Source organism: Rhodococcus sp. GXMU-t2271 (assembly GCF_041414735.1).
Classification (GTDB): domain Bacteria; phylum Actinomycetota; class Actinomycetes; order Mycobacteriales; family Mycobacteriaceae; genus Rhodococcus; species Rhodococcus indonesiensis.
Map to the genome: position 1 here is coordinate 15,223 of NZ_JAUIZP010000048.1, position 21,632 is coordinate 36,854.

Genomic DNA, 21,632 nt, shown 5'->3' on the forward strand with positions numbered 1-21,632 from the left:
CATGTGTCCCGCTTCACGAGGAGAGGTCATGACCGCAACCGAGAACACCGATCCCGAGCTCCAGCAGCTCTACACGGACTTCGAGGCCGAGCACCTCAACCCGCTGTGGACCCAGCTCGGCGACCTGATGCCGATGGTGCCGACGTCGAAGGCCGTGCCGTTCGTCTGGAAGTGGTCGACCCTGTACCCGCTCGCCCAGCGGGCCGGTGACCTCGTCCCCGTGGGCCGCGGCGGCGAGCGGCGTGCCATCGCCCTGGCCAACCCCGGTCTCGGCGGCGTCCCCTACGTCACCCCCACGCTGTGGGCGGCGATCCAGTACCTCGGGCCCAAGGAGACCGCGCCCGAGCACCGGCACTCGCAGAACGCCTTCCGGTTCGTCGTCGAGGGCGAAGGCGTGTGGACCGTCGTCAACGGCGATCCGGTGGCCATGTGCCGCGGCGACTTCCTGCTCACCCCCGGCTGGAACTTCCACGGTCACCACAACGAGACCGACCACCCGATGGCGTGGATCGACGGTCTCGACATCCCGTTCGTCAACTACACCGACACCGGGTTCTTCGAGTTCGGATCCGACGGGGTGACCGACGAGTCCACCCCCGACGTCTCCCGTTCCGAGCGGCTGTGGGTGCACCCGGGCCTGCGCCCGCTGGTCGGTCTCGACGCCAAGGCCAGCTCGCCGATCGCGTGCTACCGCTGGAAGTACACCGACGCCGCGCTGAACGAGCAGCTCGCCCTCGAGGACGAGGGCTACGCCGCCACCCCCGAACCGGGCCATGCCGCGATCCGGTACACCAACCCGACCACCGGCGGCGACGTCATGCCCACCATCCGCGCCGAGTTCCACCGGCTGCGGGCCGGCGCCCACACCCGCACCCGGCGCGACGTCGGCTCGACCGTGTTCCAGGTCTTCGAGGGCGAAGGCCGGTTCCACCTCGGCGGCACCGACCACGACGTCACCAAGGGCGACATGATCGTCGTGCCGTCCTGGGTGGAGTGGTCGCTCGAGACCGACGGCGGCGTCGACCTGTTCGCCTTCTCCGACGCCCCCATCGTCGAACGCCTGCACTTCAACCGCACCTACATCTCCGAAGGAGCCTGACCCGACATGCGACTCGCCACCCTCCGCCTCGACGGCACCACCGCCGCCGTGCGCGTCGATTCCGACACCACCGCCACCGTGATCGACGGCTACGCCGACCTGTCCGCGCTGCTGGCCGACCCGAACTGGAAGACCGTCGCCGAGCAGGCCGCCGGCCGCACCGTCGACCTGGCAAACGCCGACTACGCGCCGGTCGTGCCCCACCCCGGCAAGATCGTCTGCGTCGGCCTGAACTACGCGACCCACATCAAGGAGATGGGCCGCGACCTGCCCGAGTACCCGACGCTGTTCTCGAAGTTCAAGGAGGCCCTCACCGGCCCCTACGACGACGTGATCGTCCCCGAGTACGCCGCCGGTCAGCTCGACTGGGAGGCCGAGCTCGCCGTCGTCGTCGGCAAGCAGGCCTACCAGGTGTCCGAGGCCGACGCCGAGCAGTACATCGCCGGCTACTCGGTGATCAACGACTACACGATGCGTGACTACCAGTACCGCACGCTGCAGTGGGACCAGGGCAAGACCTTCGAGAAGACCAGCGGCTTCGGTCCGTTCCTGAGCACCGACTACACCCTCGGCAGCCGCATCGAGACCCGGCTCGAAGGGGAGGTCATGCAGTCGGCCACCACCGACGACCTGGTGTTCACCCCGGCCAAGCTGGTGGACTACATCTCCCACATCGTCACCCTGCAGCCCGGCGACGTCATCATCACCGGCACCACCGGCGGCGTCGGGCACGCCCGCAAGCCCGCCCGCTACATCGGCAACGGGGAGACCGTCGAGGTCAGCATCGAGGGCCTCGGTACGGTGCGCAACAAGACCGTCGTCAAGTAGGAGCACGCCTGTGGGGTTCAACGATCTCGACCTGTCCGAGCGGCTGCTGATCGCCCGGCGCGGCACCGCGTACTTCTCCCAGCGGCTCGCCGAACTCACCGACGACGAGCTGGACGCCCCGACCGCGCTCGAGGGATGGACCCGCAAGCACCTCGTCGCGCACGTCGGCTACAACGCCGCGGCCCTGTGCCGGCTCATGGACTGGGCGGCCACGGGCGTCGAGACGCCCATGTACGCCTCCACCGAGCAGCGCGCACAGGAGATCGCCGAAGGCGCCACCCTGAACGCCGCGGCGCTGCGGAACCTGTTCGCCCACACCGTGGCCCGGCTCGACGAGAAGTGGCGGCACCTGCCGGAGTCGGCATGGCAGGCGCAGGTCCGCACCGCGCAGGGCCGGATGGTGCCGGCCGAGGAGACCGCGTGGATGCGCACCCGCGAGGTGTGGATCCACGCGGTGGACCTGGGCAACGGTGCGCGCTTCGGCGACTTCCCGCCCGTCGTCCTCGAGTCGCTGCTCGACGACATCGTGGGCATGTGGCGCAAGAAGGACCTCGGCGCCGGTCTCGTGCTCGAGGTGCAGGGCCGCGCCCCGGTCGCGGTCCGCGACGAGCCCGGCACGACCGCGAAGGTGAGCGGCCCGCTCGCCGCCGTCGTGCGCTGGGCCGCCGGACGTGGCGCCGTCGGCCTCACCGCCGGCGCAGACGAGCAACCACCGCGCTGGCTCTGACCACCGCATACGGCAACGGGGGCCTGCGACCGGAGACGGTCGCAGGCCCCCGAAGCTCAGCGCGTGTCCTCCGCGTGCAACCGCCACGCGATCGCAGTGACGCTGACGACCAGCAACCCGGCCATGACGGCAGCCGCACCGAGATCCCAGCCTCGATCCAGCCAGGGTCCGCGCAGCAGTCGCGCGGCGTAGGTGAGGGGGATGCCGTCGCCGAGCCGGCCCATCGTGGTGGGCAGGATCTCGCGCGGCGGGCCGGCGCCGCCGAGCATCATGAAGGTGAAGAACAGCAGCACCCCGAGGCCCTGGGTGGCGCGTGCGGTGGGCATGAGGATTCCGAGGAGCGCGCCGAGTGCGGCGAAAGCCGCGGTGACGAGTGTGTAGGCGGCGGCGAATCCGAGTGGGTTTCGCGGGAACGGGGCGTCGTAGCCGAGTATGGATGCGGCCGTCAGGAGGATCACCCCGGCCGTGGCGATGGCGGCGGTCACCGCCATGTGCGCGGCGACCAGTGTCGCGGGCGCGATCGCCGAGGCCCGGAAGCGTCGTAGTACGCCCTGCTCCCGGTAACCCGCAAGGTGTACCGACAACGACAGCACCCCCGCCGTCGCCGCCACCAGCGCCACGTAGGAGGGCGTGTAGAAGTCGATGGCGCGCAGCCCCTCCCAGACCGTCGGATCGGCCCGCTGGCTGCTGAAGGCACCGTTGAGCACGTACAGGATCACCACCGGCAGCACGAGGACGTACAGCACCGTCAGCGGTTCCCGGGCGAAGAGCTTGATCTCCACCCAGGCCATCGCGGCGAACGTCTTCATCCGCCGCTCCCGGAACCCGCACCGTGGTCGGCCGTCAACGCGAGGTAGGCATCCTCGAGTGTGGGCAGCTCGGGCCGCAGGTCGTCGGGTTCGATGCCCTGCGCGACGAGCGCATGGGCGACGCGGGCGAGCAGCGGCCCCGTGCCGCTGACCCGGACCGTGCCGTCGGGTCCACGGTCCACGGCCGCGACGCCGGACACGGTGCCGACGAAGTCGAGATCGGTGTCCGGGGGAGCGGTGAAGCGCACTTGCTTGACGGGCTGGTACGCGGCGACGAGGTCGGCCGGCGTGCCGCCGGCGATCACGCGGCCGTCGACGAGCACGGCCAGACGGTCACAGAGCCGTTCGGCCTCGTCCATGAAGTGAGTCACCAGGATCACGGTCGAGCCGCGGTCCCGGACGGCGGCGACGAGATCCCACGCTATCCGTCGCGCGGCCGGGTCCAGACCGGTGGTCATCTCGTCGAGGATCACCAGCTTCGGATCGGCGATCAGTGCCAGGGCGACGAACAGACGCTGTTTCTGGCCGCCGGACAGCTCACCGAATGCGGCCTTACGCCGCTCCGCCAGGCCCCACTCCTCGAGCAGGTGCTGCCACGGCGGCCCGCCCGGGTTGATCGTGGAGAACAACTGCAGCGCCTCGCCTACGCGCAAGCGGTCCGGTAACGCCGAATCCTGGAGCTGGCTGCCGACGATGCGCCGCACGCGCATCGGTTCGGTGACGGCGTCGTACCCGAAGACCTCGACACTGCCGGCGGTCGGACGCCGCAACCCCTGCACACATTCCACGGTGGTGGTCTTGCCCGAGCCGTTGGGGCCGAGCAGTCCGAAGATCTCCCCCTGCTCGACTCGGAAGGACACGTCGGCCACGGCGACCGTGCGCCCGTACTGCTTGCGTAGTCCCCGCACCTCGACTGCCGCCCCCATGGGTTCACCGTAGGCCCGCCGTCCGGATTCCGTCCACGGTGATCATGTTGCGACCTGAAGGCAGTGACCCGGGGGCCTCGGCCTCTACCTTCCCTGTGCCCCGCCGAGGAGACTGACCCGCAAGAAGGGGCTGTCCGTCGACGAGGTCCACCTGGTGACTCTGGCAGGTCTTGTTGCAGCCCTGATCGCGCGGTATGTGGTGCGGAGGAAGAGACACGGCGGGGATCGATCGGGGATCCGCATCCGACATTCCGGGAGAGCCGGCAAAGACCTGTAAGGCTGGCCGCTACCTGATCGAGAAGATCACGGCGATCGGGGTCCGCTCGACCTCGGCGCGGGGCATGATCTGCTCGGCCGCGAATGCGGGACGTGGAGCTGACGACCGGCTACCGCCCTGCACGCACCGGAAACGGGTGCGGCACGTCGGCGCTGGAAGGATGTCGGCATGAGCGAAACACACACCGTCGCATTCGGCGACGTGGAGATCGAGGTGCTCGTCGACGGAACCGGCCCGGCTGTGGTGCTCTTGCCGTCGCTCGGCCGCGACTCCTACGAGTTCGATCCGATCGCAGCCGATCTCGCCGCCGCGGGCTTCCGCGCGATCCGCCCCCAGCCCCGCGGCGTGGGCACGAGCCGCGGTCCGCTCGACGACCTCGACCTGCACGACCTCGCCCGCGACGTCGCCGAGGTGATCGAGCGGCTCGGGGCGGGCCCGGCCGTCCTCGCGGGGCACGCCTTCGGCCACTACGTCGCGCGGGTCCTCGCGACGGATCGGCCGGACCTGGTGCGCGGGGTCGCGATCCTCGCCGCGGGTGCCCGCCGGTTCCCGGAGTCGCTCACCGAGCGCGTCGCCAAGTGCTCCGACCTGACCCTGCCGGACTCCGAGCGGCTCGAGCACCTGCGGGCGGTGTTCTTCGCCGACGGGCACGACCCGTCGGTGTGGCTCGACGGCTGGTGGCCCGAGGCGATCGTCGCGCAGCGCCGCGCGATGGCCATCACCGACAAGGAATCCTGGTGGCCGTTCGCCCCGTCGCCGCTGCTGGACCTGCAGGCCGGCGACGACGTGTTCCGCCCGGCATCGACGCGGGCCGAGCTCACGGAGGAGTTCGGCGCCGACCGGGTCGCCGTCGTGCTGATTCCCGGCGCGGGACATGCCCTGATCCCCGAGGTTCCGCACGAGGTCGCGGACGCGCTCGTCGGCTGGGCCGGCACGTTGCCGTGACAGAGCACAGCCGCTCGGCCCCCAGTCGTCCGCCACTGCAATTGCAGCAGCGGACGACTGGGGGCCGAGCGGGTAGCCGGGTCGGCTACTGTGCGATCGCCACGACCGACGGGTCGATCCGCATCACCGAGTAGCCGGCGACGGCTCCGGCGCCGAAGCCGGGTGCGAAGATCCGCACGGGCTCGGTGATGACGCCGTCGCGCACCGCGTCGTGGATCGCGAGCGGGATGCTCGCCGACGACGCGTTGCCGACCTTCTCGATGTTGAAGTACAGCCGGTCCGCCGCGAGTCCGGCCTTGGCCGCCAGGTCGATGATCATCGTCTTGTTCGCCTGATGCGGGACGACCAGGTCGATGTCGTCGAGCAGCGACTCGCCCTTGTCGAGGCCGGGCAGGGCGCGGACCTCGTCGAGCATCTGCGCCAGGTAGCGGCCCGCGAGGCTCTTGACCTCCGGCCCGTACACCGTGATCGCGTTGTCGAAGTCCGGGTTGGGCCAGATGATCGAATTGACCTCGCTGGTGGGTCCGCTCGCGTAGGTCTGCAGGTACTCGATGTCGGGTTCGGCACCCTCGGGGGCGACGCCGACGACGAGCGCGGCCGCACCGTCACCGAAGATCATCCGGGACGGACGGACACTGCCGATCTTGTCGGAGAACTTCTCCACGCAGACCACGAGGACGGGACGGCGGATCTGCTGCAGGATCCGGGTCGCCTCGGCCAGCCCGTACGGCAGTCCCGCGCACGCCGCGACCAGGTCGAACGACGCGTGCGTCTGGGCGATGCCCAGTTCGCCCGACAGGTACGTCGCGAGCGAGGGGATGAGCCGGTCGCTGGTGCAGGTGCACACCAGCACCGCCCCGATGTCGGCCGGGCCGACCTGGGCCTTCTCGACGGCCGCGCGGGCCGCCTGCAGGGCGAGCTCGGAGAACGAGCCCGACGTGTAGCGGCGCTGCTCGATCCCGGTCTTGGCGGTCACCTCGTCGGCGGTCATGGCCGACCAGTTGTACGCCGAGTTGCGGATCAGGTCCTCGTTGGTGCACACCACGTCACCGTGCGCGACGGCGAGCGCCTCGATGCGCGGCTGCACCGCGAAGTCGCGGCGCACGTCGATCGTCGGGTACGGCGTGGCCGGCGGGACGGGTTCGACGGCGGCGCGCTGGGGCGCCGGGGCGGTCCGGCCCGAGGTGACCCGCGAGATGAACCGCTGCACGTGCCGGTCCCGGGGGTGGAACACCACGACGTAGTCGTCGTCGCGGAGCTGGCCGACCTCGACGAGTTCGACCTGCTTGCGGTCCCAGGGCTGCTGGTTGTGCAGCACCATGGACCAGCGCCGCAGCGCCTCGAGCGCGGGGACGTCCTCGTGGCAGTCGAGGATCTCGTCGTAGCTGTAGACCCGGAAGTTCGGGTCGTAGCTGCCGAGCCGCAGCGTCATGTTCTTCGGGTCGGCGGTGAGCTGGGCGACGGTCGGCTTGACCGTCGGCAGGGCGCCGGCGACGTGCTTGCGGGCGGCGAAGACGTCGAAGACGGTCTCGAAGATGCAGTCCTCGGCGGCGTCGTCCCAGCCGGCGGGCAGCTGCCGGAAGGCGGCTTCCACCTCGGCGACCTTGCTCTCCTGATCGGGCCACGGCGTGAGGACCGGCATGTACAGGTCGTCGCGGGTGCGCGGCACGTCGGCCCAGCGGGTCGGCCGCTTGTCGAACATGGTGAGCGCGAAACGGTTGGCCCAGTACGCATTCAGTGCGACATCGCGCAGGAGTTCGACCTTGTTGCGGTAGTCGCCCCGCGTGTGGCGGGCGAGGATTTCCGAGGCCGTCGGCGCCTTGGTGTCGAAGTCGCGGCGGATCACGGAGTCGAGCTGCTCGACATCGGTGACGGTCGAGAAGTCGATGTCGGGAAAGAAGTTGGACGGGAAGACGATCCGCCCGTGGCGGTTCGTTTCGAAGGGCTGCATGTGCCGGGCCGTTCAGTCGAGGGTGAGTTCGTGGAGCCGGGAAGGCAGGATCACATGTCCAGTCCGCCGTTGACGCCCCACACCTGACCCGTGATGTAGGACGAGGCGTCGGCGGCGAGGAAGTGCACGACGCGGGCGATCTCCTCGGGGTCGGCGAGGCGGTTGACCGGGATGGTGCTCTTGATGCGGTCGAGGACCTTGTCCGGGATGGTCTCGACCATCTCGGTCGCGACGAAGCCGGGGGTGACGGCGTTGACGGTGACGCCGATGCTGTCCGGGGTGAGCTTGCCGGAGCGGGCCAGCGCGAACGCGGCCTCCTTGGCGAGGGTCTTGGTCAGGCCGAACATGCCGGCCTTGGACGCCGCGTAGTTGGCCTGGCCGATGTTGCCGGTCTCGCCGATGACCGAGGAGATGTTGACGATGCGTCCCGTGCCGCGCTCGAGCATGTGCCGCAGCGCCGCCTGGGCCAGGAAGAAGGTGCCGGAGAGGTTGGTGGCGATGACGTTGTTCCAGTCGTCGTCCTCCATCTTCAGCACCGTGCGGTCGATGGTGATGCCGGCGTTGTTGATCAGGATGTCCAGACGGCCGTGGCGCTCGATGACCTCGTCGATGGTGCGACGGCAGTCGTCGGCGTTCGCGACGTCGCCCTTGTGCACGCTGTACTCGACGCCGTCCTGGCCGTGGGCCTGCATGCCCGCGAGGAACTGGTCGGCCTGGGCGGTGTTGCGGCCGTATCCGGCAGCCACCGTGGCGCCCTGGGCGGCGAGGCTGCGGCTGATGGCCGCGCCGATGCCGCGCGTTCCACCGGTCACGAATGCGACGCGGCCGCGCAGCTTGGTGCCGGCGGCGGTGGTACGGGACGACGGTTCGATGGTGCTGGTCATGTCGGTTCTCCCTCGAATGCGGCGAGCTCGACGGATGCCGTCGAGTACAGATGTGTCGAGCCGGTGATACCGGTGTCCCGAGCGGCGGTGCCCGGATTCCGGTCGGCGTGGCTGCTACCGCGAGTTGCTGATGTGAGCGTCCCTGCACGCTCCGCGATATTCGCCCCTGCCAACCGAATTCACGTAGATGCTCCGCTCGTTCTCCCCTGTCGACATCAATGATGCAGCATTACGCGGCTTGTGTCATGTCCTACGACAAAGATGTTGTGCCGTGCAATGACTTACGCTAATTACATTGAATAGTGTTGTCTTCCAAACTATTACACGTCGACAGTGACGTTTGCCCGCGTACCGGCCGACTGCATGTCCGTTCCGGGACCTTTGTCACAAAATGTCACGGCCAGAGGGTGGTTCGAAATGGCGCGCGATACTACCCGGAGGTCAGGACAGGTGCGTACATGCAGCCGGTTTGTCGACGATTCGATCAGATCGATTCCAAATATACTGCATGACAACGATATTCGACACGACGTGCGTGGAGACCGCGTCGGTGGTGGCGGCATCCGCTCGGTAGCACCGAGTGCCAACAAGGTGCATGTAGCGGCCCGGCCCGGGCTCGTGTGCGGTGAAAACCGGTACCCGCGCACCCGTGTTCCCAAACCTGTGAGCTTGCTCACTGCCCCGTGTTTTTCCGGGCTGGACCACCCTGATCCGGGGGGCATGGGCGAGCGGATCGACTGGACCGGATACCCCCAGGGCGTCGCACAGCCGCCCCGGGCGGAGAAGGTACCGGGACGGCCGGCACGAGGCGCTGACGGGCTCCTCAGGGCATGAGAAAGGGCCCCGCACCGAAGAATCGGTGCGGGGCCCTTTCAGGGTCGTGCTGCTACTGCGCGAGCACCTTCGCCATGCCGCGCTCGACGGCGGCGACGATCTCCGGCCGCAGGCCCGCCGCAGGGATGATCGAATGCACGGAGCCGACCTGCTGGGCGCGCTGGATGTTGTGGATGGCCTCGAACTCCGCAGCCACCTCACCGAGCTTCTCCGACCGCACCGCGGTGCGCTGCGTCGCCAGCTCGACCCGCAAGCGGGCCTTCTCGCCGTCCTCGGCCGCAGCGAGCTGCGCCTCGAGTTCGGTGATCCGGGGATCCGCTGCGGTGCGCGCATTGACGTCGCGGGTGAACACCACCGCCGCTGCGGGGGCGCCGCCGAGGACGGAGGCGAACGAGCCCTCCACCGCGAGCACCTCCATGTTCTCGTTCAACGCACCGGAGAACACCACGAAGGCACCACCGTGGTAGCGGGAGACCACGACGAAGACGATCGGGCCGTCGAAATTGACGATCGCCCGGCCGATCTCGGCGCCGTTCTCGAGCTGCAGGTTGCGCAGCGACTCGGGAGAGCCGTCGAACCCGGACAGGTTCGCCAGCACCACCACGGGCCGGTTGCCGCTCGCCGCGTTGATCGCCCGCGCGGTCTTCTTCGACGACTTCGGGAACAGCGTGCCCGAGGTCCACTGGTCCGGTCCGTCGGTGGGGAACCAGCCCTTGCGGGAGATCGCGCGGGACTCGATGCCGATCACCGTCACCGCGTTGCCACCGAGGTGCGCATCGAACACCACCGACGTGTCGGCGTCGGCCATGTCCGCCCACCGCTCGAGCACCGGGTGGTCCTGGTCGACCACCGCACGCATCACCGTGCGGATGTCGAACGGCTTCTTGCGGTCCGGGTTGGTCTCCGCGGAGAAGATGTCGCCCACCGTCGTGAAGTCGCTCGACGGATGCACGTGCGGGTACACCCGCACGTCGCGGTCGACCGGGTCGACGGTCTCGGCCTTGCGGGGGAACCGCTCGCCCGGGGCGAGGTAGGCGTGCTCGTAGTGCCCGAAGAGCACCTCGACCGCCGCCGACAGGTTCGGGGCCCAGTACTGCGCCTGACCGTTGGGGCCCATGACGCGGTCGTAACCGCCGATGCCGAAGTTGTCCTCGGCCGAGACACCACCGGAGTAGTCGAGGGACTGCTTGCCGGTCAGCACCATCGCGCTGTCCGGGGTCATCACCAGGATGCCCTTGGTGTGCATGAGCATCGTCGCCTCGGCGTTCCAGTACGGCTGGGCGCCGACGTTGATGCCCGTGACCACGACGTTGATCTCGCCGCCGCCCTGGGTGAAGGTGATGATGCGGCGCAGGGCCCGCGACACCCAGTCCATGTTCTCGGTGCCGGACTCCATCGAGATCGTGGCGCCGGAGGACAGCGCGAACCACTCGACGGGCGCGCCGAGCTGCTCGGCGAGGTCGATCGCGGCGACGACCCGTGCGCACTCGGCCTCCGCGACGGTGCCGAGCGCCTTCGTCGGATCACCGAACAACGCCACCCGGGTCATGCCCTCCGGGTACCGCGGCGTCGGGGTGGTGACCAGTCCGACGACGAGTCCGGCCTTGTTCCGGCCGTACGGGCGCTGCACCGGCACCACGGCACCGGACTCGTCGAGGTCGTACTCGACGAAGCTGCCGTTCCTGCCGGTGAGCAGCGGGATCAGCTCGTACGGGTACACGGTGCCGCGGGCCCGCGAGCGCTGCACCTTCTGGGTGTACTCGTCGAGCGGCTGCAGCGGCTCCTTCGGCGGATCGGTCACGCGCACCACCACGCCGGCGCCGGAGCGGTACGAGAACCGCAGGGCCACCTCGCGGGGCTCGGCGTCGGCGGTCTCCCGCCACCAGCCGATGACGGTGATCTCCTCGAGGCCGGCGCCGACGGTGAGCGGGGCCGCCCCACGGCTGACCCGCTTGAGGTCGTCGATGCTCAGGTCCACCTCGGGCCACACGAACAGCACCACGCGGTTCGCGTCGAGGCGGCGCTTGCCGCGCCCGGCCTGCGACCGGCGGATGGCGTCGAGGCAGCTCGACAGGGCCCGCTCGAACGCGGGCAGCCCCACGATCGTGCCGGTCTCGTCGCGCTGCGGGGTCAGGTCCCGCACCTCGGCGAGCGCGATGAGCCGCTCGTCGGACGGGTTCTCGTTCGCCGCAATGTGATACAGGTACGAGTCCGGGTTCGCCGGCAGGCGGGTGCCGACGAAGTTCTTCAGTCGCCACAGGTCCAGACGCTGACCGGTGAGCGGGTGCATGTCGCGGATGTTGGTTTCCTCCGCGTACCCGGTCTCGAACGGGCGGAACGTGAAGACGTGCTCCTCGGCGCGGTCGGTGTGGCACACCGTCACCGTGACCCGGCGGGCGGAGGCGGTGATCGCACGCTCGGACAGCACTGTGTGCAGCGCCGCGGCCTGCGCGTCGGCGTCGGCGGGCGCGTCGTCCCACGCGAGATACAGGTCGATCACCAGGTTCTCGGTGCCGGGCAGGGTGCGCGCCGACTCCTCGACGACGTCCAGCGCCGCCCCGAGCTCGGCGTGCCGGCCCTCGGTGGAGATCAGATACAGGCGGGTGCCGCGCAGATCGAAGTTGCCGGTGACGAACTGCCGGCCCCCGCGCACGTCGGACTGCACCTGCTCGAGCGTGCGGATCTTGTAGGCGCGACGGGTGATGACCTCGAGCAGCGGCCCCGGCACGGTCTCCGGCCGGGCGATCTGCTGCGCGAGCAGGTCGATCAGCGGCTCGGGCGTGGCCACGAGGGCCTCGACCCGCTGCGCGTAGTCGGCGGCGCCGGGGTTGTCGGCGAGGTGGGCGAGGCTGCCGCGCACCCCGTCGTACACCTGCTCGCGGACCTTGCGGATCACCGGCTCCTCGAAGAGGCGGTAACGCAGGTTGCGGGCGGCGTCGCCGATGACGGGGAAGCGCACCTGGGTGGCGACGATGAGCCGGTCGAGGACCTCGTTGAGTTCCTGCGAGATGCCGGCCGGTCCCTCGGTCTCCGCGAGCCAGCGCTCGAGCAGCGCCGAGACCACCGGAACCTGCGTCTCGATGCGCTGCTGCGCGAGGAACAGCCGGTAGACGGCCTCCTCGAGCTCGGGGGTGCGGTCCAGCTCGGTGACGTCGTAGTGCCGCAGCGCCTGCGCCAGCCGGGCCCGGAAGCTCTCGGGCAGGCCGCCGACCTCGACGTCGAGGGACTGCAGGTAGCCGTGGAAGTGCTCGCGGGGGCTGTGCACCCGCTCGTCGCCGGTCTCCTCGTCCTGCGTCGGCCGGTTGCGCGAGAGCTCGCACACGTCGGCGAACGTGGTGAGCAGGGCCAGCTCGGCTCGCACCAGGTCGCAGTTCCCGGCGGTCTCGCTGCGCAGCCGGTCGTACTCGGCGAGCAGCGTGGCGGTGCGCTTGCCCGAGACGTCGTAGCCGGTGACGAGCGCTTCGAGGGCGTCGAGCCGGGCCAGCGCGTCGGCGGCGGCGTCGCCGGTGACGACGGCGGCGGGCGCGGGGAACTGCACGCGCTCGACGGTCTCGGTGACGGTCTCCTCGGCGATCTGATCCACCCGCAGCAGCGGCGTGCCCGCGTCGACCTGCGAGTTGACCACAGCGAGGACCTCGCGGACACGGCCGGCGAACGGCGCACGCACCGCGGTCTCCATCTTCATGGACTCGAGCACCACCAGCGTCTGGCCGGCCTCGACCTCGTCGCCGGGCGCGACCGGCACGGCGACGACGACGGCGGGCGCGGGAGTGCGCACGACGCCGGCTTCGTCCTGGCTGATCTGGTGGCTGATGCCGTCGACCTCGACGAGGTAGCCGGTGGCGCCGGCGATCGAGACGACGTGGTGGCGGCGGCCGGCCAGGACGAGCCGGGACTCGAACTGCCCGAGCCGGTCGACGTCCACCTCGAGTTCGCCGTTGCCGGCGTCGACGCGGTAGCGGTGCGGGCCGACCTGCCCGACGAGCAGCTCGTACGCCTGGCCCTGGTAGCTCAGCTCGACCTTGCGGCCGACGGAGTGCCCGGCGCGGGGGCGGCCGCCGCGGGCGGAGGTGAGGAACGCGGCGCGCTCGTGGGTCTCCTCGGCGTCGTAGACGTCGACGGCCGTGGCGATCAGCGCGATGTCGGCGACCCGCGACGGACCGGTGGCGGTGCCGGCGCCGGTGCGGTCGAGCCAGCCGGTGTCGGCGGAGGCGGAGATCACCTCGTCGCGGTCGAGCAGGTCGAGCAGGAACGACTTGGTGGTGGTGCCGCCCTCGAGGACGACGGTGGTCTCGCGCAGGGCGGTGCGCAGACGGGCCAGGGCCTCGTCGCGGTCGCGGCCCCACGCGATGATCTTGGCGACCATCGAGTCGTAGTCCGGCGGGATGACGTCGCCCTGGGCGATGCCGGTGTCGACGCGCAGGCCGGAGCCGAGCGGGAACTTGAGCAGCTGCACGGAGCCGGGGGCGGGGGCGAAGCCGTTGTCGGCGTCCTCGGCGTTGAGCCGGGCCTCGACGGCGTGGCCGAACTCGGGCGGGCAGTCGCCGGGCAGCTTCTCGCCGGACGCCACGAGGATCTGCAGCTTGACCAGGTCGATGCCGGTGGTGGCCTCGGTGATGGGGTGCTCGACCTGCAGGCGGGTGTTGACCTCGAGGAAGGTGAAGATCTTCAGGTCGGGCTGGTAGAGGTACTCGACGGTGCCGGCGCCGCAGTACCCGGCGGCGCGCACGAGATCGGCGGAGACCGAGCGCAGGTGGTCGGCCTGCTCCTTGGTCAGCAGCGGCGAGGCCGACTCCTCGATGACCTTCTGGTTCTTGCGCTGGATGGAGCAGTCGCGCACACCCGGCGCCCACACGTTGCCGTGCGCGTCGGCGATGACCTGGACCTCGACGTGGCGGGCGTCGGTGACGAGACGCTCGATGAACACCACGGGGTCGCCGAACGAGCGCTCGGCCTCACCCTGGGTGCGCTCGAGGGCGAGCTCGAGCTCGTCCTCGGAGTACACCTTGCGGATGCCGCGGCCGCCGCCGCCGGAGCGGGCCTTGATGATCAGCGGGTAGCCGATGGCCTGCGCGTGCCGGCGGGCGTCGGCGCGGGTCTCGACCGGTCCACCCGACCACGGGGCGACCGGCACGCCGACCTTCTCGGCGAGCAGCTTGGCCTCGACCTTGTCGCCGAGCAGGCGCATGGCCTCGGCCGACGGGCCGATGAAGGTGATGTTCAGGCGGGCGCAGACCTCGGCGAAGGCGGGATCCTCGGCGACGAAGCCCCAGCCGACCCACACGGCGTCGGCCTTGGCCTCGACGAGGGCGCGCTCGAGTTCGGCGTGGTCGAGGTAGGGGGTGGCGGCCGTGGTGGACGGCCGCAGGGTGACGTCCTCGTCGGCCTGGCGGACGAACATCGCCCGCCGCTCGGCCTCCGTGTGCAGGGCGATCGTCTTGATGTCGTAGTCGTGCTCGGAGTTGAGCTCCCGGACTGCTCTGATGAGGCGTACCGCCGCCTCACCTCGGTTGACCACCGCGATCCGTTTGAACATACTCGTTGCCACCGTTCTCCAGGTTTGTGCGCGCTCGTGCGACGCTCGTCGAAGCTTCTCGCCAGTGAGTGAAGAAAGTTAACCGATGCCGAGGCCCGCGTCACGGGTTGATAACGCGAGCAAGAACATGTATCGGTCGGCTCCTCGTGTCGGCGTATGCGTGCGGACGTGTGCGCCGACTGTCCCGGCGGGTGCCTGGGAGTCGGCGGACAGGCGGTCGGCCTCGTCCCGCGGACCGTCGTCGTCGACGGCCGAGTGCCCCCCGGTGGGGACGATCCTTCCGCTAACAGCATGAAGGAAACATGAGGGTTTGTCACGTTTTGTGGCCTCGCAGGCCGAGTTCGGCGGTTCCCGCGGCGTTGTTCGTCGGAAGCTGTTGGCGGGCATCGATTTACGGGCCCGCATTCGGATGTGACGCCGCTCCTGCCCCGTCGCGCTCGCCGATACCGCCCGGTAACACCGAGCAGTAACATTAGGGCCGTTGATCTTTCGGGCGGCGGGCCGCCGGGCCTGCGAGCCCTCCCGCCTATGCGAATTGCCCAGTATCGGACCGGCATCCACGCCGCGAAGGGGATGAAACGGGCATCCGCCGGCGGCCGGTGGTGCCGTCGTGCCGCCGCGGGGGAGGTGCGCACGGGCCGCGTCCCGCTGTGACGATTGTCACGGTCGCCGCTCGCGGGTTCGGCCGAATGTCACACCGGTTCGATCACATCGACCGGATGTCACATTCGGCCCACTGAAAGTTCACGAACCGGTGCCGTGGGTCGCCTATCGTGGCCACAGGCTTCGACAGGGGAGGACGCATGCCCGAGATCGTGCACGCACCGGCCAGGCACCTGGCCGCCGTGGAATTCCACACCGACGTGGCCCACATCGGTGAACACATCGGCGCGGCGTACGGCGCCGTCGAGCAGTACCTCACCGGCGCGGGTACGCCGCCGTCCGGCCCGGCCTTCGCGTACTACCGCAACTTCACCAAGGACGGCTTCGACGGAGCCGCCGGCTTCGAGGTCGCCACCCCGATCGAGGGCGACGGGCACGTGGTCCCGGTCGACCTGCCCGCCGGCGACGTCGCGACCGAGACCCATCTCGGTCCCTACGACACGCTCGAGCACACCTACGAGGCCCTCGCCGCCTGGGCCGCCCGGGAGGGGCACGACCTCGACCTGAGCACCGCGTGGGAGGAGTACTGGAGCCCGCCGGGCACGCCCGCGGAGGAAGTGCGCACGGTGATCTACGTACCCGTGAAGTCCTGAGGCGTATCGCGGAAGCGACCCCACGCGTCCCGGCGGCGGGAGACAATCCGCGAATGTCCCTCGTCGTCGGATTCGCGCCGTGGATCCTGTACTGGATCCTCGTCGGCAACACCGGGTTCGTCACCGCCGTGGCTGCCGCCCTGGCCCTCGCCGCCGCCGGTCCGCTCGTGCAGCGCCTGCGCGGAAAGCCGTGGCGCTCCCTCGACGTCGGTACCGTCGTCGTCTTCGCGCTGCTGCTCGTCGCCACCCTCACTCTCGACGACGCCGTCCTCGAACGCTGGCTGCAACCGATCGGCAACCTCGGACTGCTGCTCGTCGTCCTCGTCGGCATCCTCGCCGGACGGCCCTTCGTGCGCGAATACGCCGTCGAGACAGTCGATCCCGCAACCGCAGCCTCTGGCGGATTCCGGTACATCACCACCGCGATGACGTGGATGTGGGCCGCCGCCTTCGCCGTGATGACCGTATCCTCGCTGATCCCACCGATCGTCGACGGAGACGCCACCGTCCGCGACGAGACCGACGCGCTGTCCGTCGTCGGGTACTGGGTCGTCCCGTTCGTCGTCCTGGGCGCGGCCGGGCTGGTCTCGGCCCTGTTTCCCAAGTGGTTCGACACGAACTCCGCGCTCGCCGCCACCGCCAACCCGCACCCCCAACCCGAATCCCCGGCCGCACCACCGCCGGACCTCGACTCGGCCCGCGTCCACCTCGTCGCACCGCGGCAGTCCCGGCACGACGAACCGTTCCGCCTCACCGTCGCCGGATCGCGGCCCGACGCGACGATCACCGTCACCGCGGAGGGCGCCGACATGTTCGGCGCCCGGTGGCGATCCAGCCGCACCTACGAGGGCAGTGTCGACGTGGTCGACGAACCGTTGTGGGACATGCGGTTCGACGAACCCGACCGCGTACCCGACCTGTTCGTCCCCCCACCCGGCCGGTGGTCGGTCACGCTCACCGTCACCGAAGGTTCCCACACCGCGCGCCGCACCGTGATCCGCGCCGACGCCGCACCGGGAGTGACCGTCGAGGACGTCGACGTCGACGGCCGCCCGGGTCTGCTCGCCCGGCCGGACGGCCCGACGCCGCCCCGCGGATGGCCGGCGGTGCTGTGCGTCGGCGGCTCCGAGGGCGGCGTCGACTCCCAGCGCGCCACCGTCGCCGTCCTCGCCTCGCACGGCCACGTCGCCCTCGCCTACTCGTGGCTCGACGAGAACTCCGAGGTCGCCGAGGTGCCGCTCGAGCGTTTCACCGGGGCGCTGCGCCACCTCGCCGGCGTGCCCGAGATCGGCAGCGTCGCCGCCATGGGCATCTCCCGGGGAGCCGAGGGGCTCCTCGCCGCCGTTGCCGCCGACGGCACGCCGCTGCGGGCGCTGGTGCTGATCAGTCCCAGCTCCGTCGCGTGGCAGGGACTCGGGCCGGACGGCGAGATCCCGGACACCCCGTCGTGGACCCTCGGCGGTGAGGCCCAGCCCTGGGCGCCGCTGCCCAGCTCCGCGTTGATGCCGCAGATGATCCGCAACGCCTGGCGCGCCGGCCGCGACGTCGCCCGGCACCGGCCGTCGCTGCTGCGCCTGTCCGTCGCCTACAGCGCGGGACTGCGCGACGCACCCGATCCCGCCCACCTGCGGGCCGAGAAGGTCGACGCCCCGATCCTGTGCATCACCGGCACCGACGACCAGCTGTGGCCCTCCACCGACATGGCCGAGGCGCTGCTCGCCCGTCGCGGCGACGGCCGCGACCGGCACCTGTCCGTCGACGACGCCGGCCACCTCATCCGTCTCGGCATGTTCCCCGGCGACGCCCAGTGGACCGGCGGCATCGCCTTCGGTGGCACCCCGGCCGGGCAGGGGCGGGCCCAGCGCGCCGCAGTCGACGCTGTCACCGAATTCCTCGCCTGACCGGCGCCTCCGTCGCGCCTCCCGGATTTCTGGAACAGTGGAGAGGTCCGGAGGCCACGAGGAGGTCCCGATGTCCGACGCCCCACAGTTCCCGGTCGGGTTCGAACCGGCCGAGCAGCGCCGCGAGCGGATGGCCGCGCAGGTGCGCCGCTGGTGCGAGCAGCACCGTCTCGACGGCCGGCACGCCCCGCTGTCGGACGCGGCCGCCCTCTGCCTGGCGGCCGGCCGTCTCGACGACGGGACCCGCGACATCCTGGCCCGGCGCCGCCGGATCGGCCGCGGCCTGCCCACCCTCGGCGGGTTCGGGGCGCTGCGGCACCTCACGGACGAGCACGCCCGCCTCACGGCGCGGGCCGCCGACCTGCGCCCCGGAGCCGCCCGGCTGGTGTTCGAGTACCGGGCGGGGGAGCTGGCCAAGCGGCTGCGCAACGCCCACTACACGCTCACCGTCTCCGGCCGTCACTACGCGCAGGGCGTGCGGGCCGTGCGGCGGGAACGCCGCGACGGCGTGCACCTCGACCCGCACCAGCGCGACGCCCTGTTCGCGGCGCTGCAGCACACACCCGCGCCCGTCCCCGAGAAGATGGCCGACCAGGTGCGCGGTGCCGTGCTCGGCGTGGCCGTGGACCGCGTGACGCGCTGGTCCGACGGCACCGCCGCGGCCTCCGCGGGACGCCGCGCCGCCGACGCCCTCGGCCGGCAGGTGCCCGGCGACGACGACCACTTCGTCGACCGGTACGACACCCTGCTCTTCCTGGCCGGCACCCTCTACGACCGCATCGAAGGCTCCACCGCGTGGCGGTCCGAGCATCTCGCGGTGCAGCGGTCCCAGCTCGATCTCGCGGACGAGCTGACCCAGATCGCCGTCGACGCCGTCACGCTGCGCGGTCTGCTCGCCGAACTCGCCGACGCCCGCCGCGCGGCGCCGTCGGCTCGCGCGGCCGTCGACGCGCGCATCGCCGCACTCGAACCGGTGTGGGACCAGCTCCTCGACCGGGTGGCGGCCCTGGCGCGTATCGGCGAGCTGCTCACCGTCGCCGAGATGCAGCTGCGCACCGCCGAGGTCGAGGCCCGCACCGCCAGCCTCGACGAGCGGATCGACTCCCTCATCGGCCGCTCGGGTGCGCGGGAGCTCTCGGCCGACAACACCCACTTCGTCGGCGATCAGTTCGGGATCGCCGCGGAGCTGATGGGTTCGCTGCGGTCGGAGCTGCACGGCGACATCGCCGAGCTCACCGCGCGGGAGTAGACCCGCCGGATTGTCAGCGGTCACAGCCCTTCTCGTCGACCGTTCCGACGTGGCCCGACGGCCCTGCTCCTTGCGCGCCCGGTGCTGTAGCTTTCACGCGTTCTCGGGCGAAATCGATTGGGGGTGACCGGTGCTGCGCAGGGCGTGGAGGTCGACGGTGCCGGCGTACGCGGCGGGGATCGCCCTGGTGGCGACGATGTTCGTCGTCGCCGGGTGCGGTGGGGCCGCCGACACGGTCCGGGTGCAGGACGACCCGATCCTCGAAGCGGAGTTCGACGCGGTCCTGCTGAGCGGCGAACCCCGCACCCTGGCCGCCGTCGCCGACGGCGCCGGGCTGCCGCCGGGGTCGTGGGACCGCATGTACCGCTTCTCGATGCCCCTGCTGATGAGCTCGATCAACCGGGACCTCGGCCTGACCGGCACCGTGTGGGAGAACCTCCCGCAGACCACGGGTCAGGGCCTGATCGTCTTCATGTCCGACGGTGCCGTCGTCCGCGCCGCCGTCGACCGCGCACCCGTTGTCGAGGTCGACGGGTACGGCACCCCCGACGCCCGGGTCGAACCGAACCCCGGCGCCGACCGGCTGGTCGTCCCCGGCCACTGAGCCACGCGGCGACGATGTGACATCCCGTCACCGGACAGAGGTCCAACGGCCCGTTCCCAACCCGCCCGAACGATGGGACGCTGAAACCGGCACCCACCGATCGGCGAAAGGGCCGAACCAATGAAGGCACTGGTGTTCCACGGTCCGGGCAAGCGCTCCTGGGAGGACGTCCCCGACCCCCGAATCACGGACCCCACCGACGCGATCGTCCGCGTCGACGCGGTCACCATCTGCGGTACCGACCTGCACATCCTCGGCGGCGACGTCCCCGAGGTCACCGACGGGCGCATCCTCGGCCACGAGGCCGTCGGCACCGTCGTCGAGGTCGGGCCGAGCGTGCAGAACCTCGCACCCGGCGACCGGGTCCTCGTCTCGTGCATCACCTCGTGCGGCCGCTGCCGCTTCTGCCGCGAGGGCCGCTACGGCCAGTGCCTCGGCGGCGGTGGCTGGATCCTCGGCCATCTCGTCGACGGCACCCAGGCCGAACTCGTGCGAGTGCCGTTCGCCGACAACTCGACCCACCGTGTGCCCGAGGGGGTGAGCGACGAGCAGATGCTCATGCTCGCCGACATCCTGCCCACCTCCTACGAGGTCGGCGTGCTCAACGGATGCGTGCGTCCCGCCGACGTCGTCGTCATCGTCGGTGCCGGCCCGATCGGCCTCGCCGCGATCCTCGCCACCCGGCTGCTGAGCCCGAGCCACGTCGTCGCGGTCGACCTCGCCGACAGCCGGCTCGAGGCGGCCCGCGAACTCGGCGCCGACCTGGCTCTCAACCCCGGCCGCGACGACGTCGCCGCCGTCGTCCGCGACCTCACGGACGGTCTCGGCGCCGACGTCACCATGGAGGCCGTCGGCGTCCCGGCGACGTTCGAGCAGGCCGTCGAGCTGGTGCGGCCGGGCGGCCACGTCGCCAACATCGGCGTCCACGGAGCGCCGGCCACGCTGCACCTCGAGAGCATCTGGATCAAGGACCTCACCATCACCACCGGGCTCGTCGACACGCATTCGACCCCGACGCTGATCGGTCTGGTCCGCAGCGGCAAGCTCGACACCTCGCCGATGATCACCCACCGGTTCACCCTCGACGAGTTCGAGGAGGCCTACGACGTGTTCGGCCGGGCCGCCGAGACCGGTGCGCTCAAGGTGCTGCTGACGGCGAAGCCGGGAGACTGATGGGGCGGCTGCGCTCGCTGTCCGATTCGGTGGGTGGTGCTCTGCTCATCGCGTTCCACCTGCTCACCACCCGGCCCTTGCGGCGGTGGCGCACCACCTGGGGCGCCACCGCCGGGGAGGTGGCCGCGCAGTACCCGGGCGACGACCTGGTCCCCGCACCGGACTGGGGCTTCACCCGCGCCGTCACGGTCGACGCGCCGCCGGAGCGGGTGTGGCCGTGGATCGTGCAGATCGGCCAGGGCCGCGGCGGCTTCTACAGCTACGAGGGCCTCGAGAACCTCATCGGCTGCCGCATCACCAACGCCACCGAGATCGTCCCGGACCTGCAGCATCTCGCCGTCGGCGACCCGATCCGTCAGCACCCGAAGGCCCCGCCGCTCACCGTCGCGCTGCTCGAACCGGACCGCGCACTCGTCCTGCACGGCGCGACGGAACAGACCGGCGACGCCTTCCTGTGGTCGTTCCACCTGTGTCCGGGTCCGGACGGCGGCACCCGCCTGGTCGAACACGGCCGGGGACGTCACGGTCCGTCGCTCGGGAGCCGGCTCGCGTTCGGCCCGACGCTGATGGAACCGATCACATTCGTCATGGGCCGGAAGATGCTGCGCACCATCGCATCCCTGGCCTGGTGAC

15 protein-coding genes are annotated in these 21,632 nt (G+C 70.7%); 10 read left to right on the plus strand and 5 right to left on the minus strand.

What is annotated here, in order from left to right:
- Positions 1 to 28 precede the first annotated feature (28 nt).
- Genes QYS60_RS18350 through QYS60_RS18360 form a run of 3 tightly spaced genes read left to right on the plus strand, consistent with a single transcriptional unit; the run spans position 29 to position 2,654 of the window.
- The gene (locus QYS60_RS18350; protein WP_010592345.1) at positions 29 to 1,099 is read left to right on the plus strand and encodes a cupin domain-containing protein; all 1,071 of its coding nucleotides are present in this window, start codon (positions 29 to 31) and stop codon (positions 1,097 to 1,099) included.
- A gap of 6 nt (positions 1,100 to 1,105) precedes the next feature.
- Positions 1,106 to 1,927 carry a fumarylacetoacetate hydrolase family protein gene (locus QYS60_RS18355; RefSeq protein ID WP_289380486.1) on the plus strand — a complete coding sequence of 274 codons (822 nt, stop codon included), beginning with the start codon at positions 1,106 to 1,108 and terminating at the stop codon, positions 1,925 to 1,927.
- Positions 1,928 to 1,937: 10 nt separating this feature from the next.
- Positions 1,938 to 2,654: a maleylpyruvate isomerase family mycothiol-dependent enzyme gene (locus QYS60_RS18360; RefSeq protein WP_371383866.1), complete on the plus strand. Its 717-nt coding sequence runs from the start codon at positions 1,938 to 1,940 to the stop codon at positions 2,652 to 2,654.
- A 56-nt stretch (positions 2,655 to 2,710) separates the two neighbouring features.
- On the opposite strand, the gene QYS60_RS18365 is transcribed toward QYS60_RS18360, so the two are convergent.
- Both QYS60_RS18365 and QYS60_RS18370 read right to left on the minus strand, forming a co-directional pair.
- The gene (locus QYS60_RS18365) at positions 2,711 to 3,463 is read right to left on the minus strand and encodes an ABC transporter permease (protein WP_371383867.1); all 753 of its coding nucleotides are present in this window, start codon (positions 3,461 to 3,463) and stop codon (positions 2,711 to 2,713) included.
- Complete coding sequence (locus QYS60_RS18370) at positions 3,460 to 4,389, minus strand: ABC transporter ATP-binding protein (protein WP_371383868.1); 930 nt, start codon at positions 4,387 to 4,389, stop codon at positions 3,460 to 3,462. Before QYS60_RS18370 ends, QYS60_RS18365 begins: the two co-directional genes overlap by 4 nt.
- 445 nt (positions 4,390 to 4,834) lie before the next feature.
- On the opposite strand from QYS60_RS18370, the gene QYS60_RS18375 reads away from it, so the two are divergent.
- Positions 4,835 to 5,611: an alpha/beta fold hydrolase gene (locus QYS60_RS18375; protein WP_371383869.1), complete on the plus strand. Its 777-nt coding sequence runs from the start codon at positions 4,835 to 4,837 to the stop codon at positions 5,609 to 5,611.
- Between the two features lie 85 nt (positions 5,612 to 5,696).
- Here QYS60_RS18375 and QYS60_RS18380 read toward each other — a convergent pair whose 3' ends face one another.
- The 3 genes from QYS60_RS18380 to QYS60_RS18390 all read right to left on the minus strand — a co-directional run bounded on the left by QYS60_RS18380 (position 5,697) and on the right by QYS60_RS18390 (position 14,816).
- A complete protein-coding gene (locus QYS60_RS18380; protein WP_119699576.1) occupies positions 5,697 to 7,562 on the minus strand; it encodes a 3-oxoacyl-ACP synthase III family protein in 1,866 nt (621 codons plus the stop codon).
- A 50-nt stretch (positions 7,563 to 7,612) separates the two neighbouring features.
- Positions 7,613 to 8,446: a 3-oxoacyl-ACP reductase family protein gene (locus QYS60_RS18385; protein ID WP_054375000.1), complete on the minus strand. Its 834-nt coding sequence runs from the start codon at positions 8,444 to 8,446 to the stop codon at positions 7,613 to 7,615.
- Between the two features lie 886 nt (positions 8,447 to 9,332).
- Positions 9,333 to 14,816: a carboxyl transferase domain-containing protein gene (locus QYS60_RS18390; RefSeq protein WP_371383891.1), complete on the minus strand. Its 5,484-nt coding sequence runs from the start codon at positions 14,814 to 14,816 to the stop codon at positions 9,333 to 9,335.
- Positions 14,817 to 15,619: 803 nt separating this feature from the next.
- Here QYS60_RS18390 and QYS60_RS18395 point away from each other — a divergent pair.
- From QYS60_RS18395 to QYS60_RS18420, 6 genes are all read left to right on the plus strand, one after another.
- Positions 15,620 to 16,072, plus strand: a complete 453-nt coding sequence (locus QYS60_RS18395) for a GyrI-like domain-containing protein (protein WP_003936219.1) — start codon at positions 15,620 to 15,622, stop codon at positions 16,070 to 16,072.
- A 53-nt stretch (positions 16,073 to 16,125) separates the two neighbouring features.
- On the plus strand, positions 16,126 to 17,973 hold the full coding sequence (locus QYS60_RS18400; RefSeq protein ID WP_371383870.1) for an acyl-CoA thioester hydrolase/BAAT C-terminal domain-containing protein: 1,848 nt from the start codon (positions 16,126 to 16,128) through the stop codon (positions 17,971 to 17,973).
- Between the two features lie 70 nt (positions 17,974 to 18,043).
- Entirely contained in the window at positions 18,044 to 19,222 is a 1,179-nt protein-coding gene (locus tag QYS60_RS18405; protein ID WP_371383871.1) for a hypothetical protein, read from the plus strand.
- A gap of 157 nt (positions 19,223 to 19,379) precedes the next feature.
- On the plus strand, positions 19,380 to 19,826 hold the full coding sequence (locus QYS60_RS18410; RefSeq protein ID WP_371383872.1) for a hypothetical protein: 447 nt from the start codon (positions 19,380 to 19,382) through the stop codon (positions 19,824 to 19,826).
- Positions 19,827 to 19,946: 120 nt separating this feature from the next.
- Positions 19,947 to 20,999, plus strand: coding sequence for a zinc-dependent alcohol dehydrogenase family protein (locus tag QYS60_RS18415; protein WP_003936224.1), 1,053 nt, complete (start codon positions 19,947 to 19,949; stop codon positions 20,997 to 20,999).
- Positions 20,999 to 21,631, plus strand: a complete 633-nt coding sequence (locus tag QYS60_RS18420) for a hypothetical protein (protein WP_371383873.1) — start codon at positions 20,999 to 21,001, stop codon at positions 21,629 to 21,631. Before QYS60_RS18415 ends, QYS60_RS18420 begins: the two co-directional genes overlap by 1 nt.
- Position 21,632: the final 1 nt, after the last annotated feature.

Bases quoted from the DNA above. Each gene is read 5' to 3' on its own strand.
- QYS60_RS18350 (WP_010592345.1), top strand. From the start codon at position 29: ATGACCGCAACCGAGAACACCGATCCCGAGCTCCAGCAGCTCTACACG.
- QYS60_RS18355 (WP_289380486.1), top strand. From the start codon at position 1,106: ATGCGACTCGCCACCCTCCGCCTCGACGGCACCACCGCCGCCGTGCGC.
- QYS60_RS18365 (WP_371383867.1), bottom strand. From the start codon at position 3,463: ATGAAGACGTTCGCCGCGATGGCCTGGGTGGAGATCAAGCTCTTCGCC.
- QYS60_RS18370 (WP_371383868.1), bottom strand. From the start codon at position 4,389: ATGGGGGCGGCAGTCGAGGTGCGGGGACTACGCAAGCAGTACGGGCGC.
- QYS60_RS18375 (WP_371383869.1), top strand. From the start codon at position 4,835: ATGAGCGAAACACACACCGTCGCATTCGGCGACGTGGAGATCGAGGTG.
- QYS60_RS18380 (WP_119699576.1), bottom strand. From the start codon at position 7,562: ATGCAGCCCTTCGAAACGAACCGCCACGGGCGGATCGTCTTCCCGTCC.
- QYS60_RS18385 (WP_054375000.1), bottom strand. From the start codon at position 8,446: ATGACCAGCACCATCGAACCGTCGTCCCGTACCACCGCCGCCGGCACC.
- QYS60_RS18390 (WP_371383891.1), bottom strand. From the start codon at position 14,816: ATGTTCAAACGGATCGCGGTGGTCAACCGAGGTGAGGCGGCGGTACGC.
- QYS60_RS18395 (WP_003936219.1), top strand. From the start codon at position 15,620: ATGCCCGAGATCGTGCACGCACCGGCCAGGCACCTGGCCGCCGTGGAA.
- QYS60_RS18400 (WP_371383870.1), top strand. From the start codon at position 16,126: ATGTCCCTCGTCGTCGGATTCGCGCCGTGGATCCTGTACTGGATCCTC.
- QYS60_RS18405 (WP_371383871.1), top strand. From the start codon at position 18,044: ATGTCCGACGCCCCACAGTTCCCGGTCGGGTTCGAACCGGCCGAGCAG.
- QYS60_RS18415 (WP_003936224.1), top strand. From the start codon at position 19,947: ATGAAGGCACTGGTGTTCCACGGTCCGGGCAAGCGCTCCTGGGAGGAC.
- QYS60_RS18420 (WP_371383873.1), top strand. From the start codon at position 20,999: ATGGGGCGGCTGCGCTCGCTGTCCGATTCGGTGGGTGGTGCTCTGCTC.